Genomic DNA, 2253 nt, shown 5'->3' with positions numbered 1-2253 from the left:
AACCGGGTAGCTTACGCCCCCTAAGAACCGTGCGTGCCAGTTTCCCGGCACACGGCTCAGGCACTTTTAAAGCCTGCCCGGTGAGGGAAGACCCGGCTGTTATTACTACTTTTGTTGTCGTTGACAATAAAAGTAGTAATTTGTCTGCATTCTTTGGCTAATGCTTGTCTTCTTTTTGCTCTGTCAGAGAAGTATTTGTCATATTCTTGCAGGCATGGGTTGGCGTCTCCCTTGATTTTTGCATGGTATCGTATAGGCACATAACCGATTCGATACAGCCGGTGAACGGCCGTTCCGTTTTTGGTTATGCACTTGTCGGAAAAATGCAAGTCTCGGAAGTAACGATGGAAAATCCACCAACGGTTTTTGTTTGCGTGTTGGTATTTTGTCCATCGTTTAAGCTGTTCCCAAATAAACGACCCTACTTTGGCGAAAGTCCTTTTGGCGCAAATGCCTTTGTGATAGTTCGACCAACCCCGTATAACTGGATTGAGAATACGTATCAGGGCATGTGCGGGAATTCCGCGATATTGCCTGATCATTTTGCTGATTTTGTCCTTGAAAGATTGGACAGACTGTTTAGACGGTCTGATGACCAGTTTTCCGTTGAATTTCCGGACATTCTGGGAGAGAAAGTCAAACCCATTATTGATGTGCGTAATTTTGGATTTCTCGGGGGAGAGCTGAAGCCCTCTTTCCAGCATGAAGTTTTCGACCAAAGGGATGATTTCCCCGGTAATAACTTCTTTGTTGGCCGCTGTAATAACAAAATCATCTGCATATCGGATGAAGTTGACTTTGTGACCTTTCCGTCTGGGATATTGTCTGTCGATTAATTTTTCTAATCCGTCAAGTACCATGTTCATGATCAGGGGAGAAATGATTCCTCCCTGAGGAGTACCTTTCTCAGTAGGGAACAAGCGTTTTTTCTCGATATATCCTGCCTTAAGCCATTTTCGAAGAATGGTCTTGTTGCTTGGAATATACTTTAGAATCCAATCGTGGCGGATGTTATCGAAACACGCTTTAATATCTGCCTCGAATATCCACTGTGCTGAGTTTTTTCTGCAAAGAGCCAGGAAGCATTGAGCAATCGCATCGTTGCACGAACGCCTGTTTCTAAAACCGTATGAGTTACGGTCGGCCAAGGTTTCGGCTAACGGGTCGAGAGCGATTTTGAAAAGCGCTTGCATCGCTCTGTCGTGCATGGTGGGAATGCTGAGTGGTCTTTTCTTCCCGTCCTTTTTAAGAATGTAAACTCTGCGCAATGGCTTAGGGCGATACCCTCTAACAACAAGAGAATTGGCAGCTTGTAGCTTTTGGTCAGGCGCTTGCCAAACCAGATTATCTACCCCCGGGGTTTTACCGCCTTTGTTTTTGGTAACCCTGAGAACTGCCAGCAATTTAGCAAAGAATGATTTCGAGAGGAGATGTATCAGGGCTTTTGCTTTACCCCAACGTTTCTCTTTAACAGCCTTGGCAATGCGTCTTTGCAGCCTGTTCACCGACTGGATGACTTTGCGCCATTGTATGGTCGCCCAGTTATCCGTATGGTGTGGAAGTGCACACGATGAATTTGCATCCTCGTTCATTTGCTTTCTTTCATTAACAGGTTCTGAAAAGCTTCTTGCCATAAAGCACCAGTTGAAGGTCAGCGGGCTTTCGCCCCGTGATAATATTGCCTTGGCTCAATCACTATCCGACTCGTTACAAACCGGCCTTCGCTTTATTCAACCTCTCTGTCCGACGTTTCCCAATGCCTTACGGTTATGGTTTTATCCCGTTTGTTTACCCGAAACAGGTGGGAGAGAGCGCCGGGCTTCCACGTTCCGCTCTAATAACAAGCATCTGTGGGTTTAGGCCCATCCTGTCTGCCGGCTGAACAACATCTTCGTATGAGCTGCGTTAAACGCTCATAACTTGTCAGTTTACCATTTTGGTAGGGAGCGTATCAGTCTTAGTTTTCGCTCTTACGCCTTTACGACAGTTTCGGAATGTTTATGTATTTTGGCCTTGCCCACGCATCCATGCCCTTAATCGGTCTAAGACCCCGATGACAGTCTGCCTTGCGGTTTCCTGCCACGCCCATGGGATACGAAATCCGGGTGATTGGTACACTTATCCCGGGAGCTTCAACCCGCAGTGGCTGCACCACACGCCAGTTGTCCCGGTAGGATACTATTGGAAGAACAATAGGTTTTATCAAGGCCATTGCCTTGTAAAACAATTATATAGAGCGACATCGTGTCGCAA

Annotated in this window: 2 protein-coding genes; both read right to left on the bottom strand. The window is 46.4% G+C overall.

Going from position 1 to position 2253, the window contains the following annotated elements:
- Positions 1-56 precede the first annotated feature (56 nt).
- Positions 57-1634: a group II intron reverse transcriptase/maturase gene (ltrA, locus tag DDZ16_RS20500; protein WP_109266354.1), complete on the bottom strand. Its 1578-nt coding sequence runs from the start codon at positions 1632-1634 to the stop codon at positions 57-59.
- A gap of 344 nt (positions 1635-1978) precedes the next feature.
- Positions 1979-2212 carry a hypothetical protein gene (locus tag DDZ16_RS20495; protein ID WP_146192276.1) on the bottom strand — a complete coding sequence of 78 codons (234 nt, stop codon included), beginning with the start codon at positions 2210-2212 and terminating at the stop codon, positions 1979-1981.
- Between the last annotated feature and the right edge of the window lie 41 nt (positions 2213-2253).

Origin of the sequence: Marinilabilia rubra (assembly GCF_003121985.1) — a bacterium.
GTDB lineage: Bacteria > Bacteroidota > Bacteroidia > Bacteroidales > Marinilabiliaceae > Marinilabilia > Marinilabilia rubra.
This window is presented reverse-complemented; position numbering and strand designations above follow the sequence as displayed.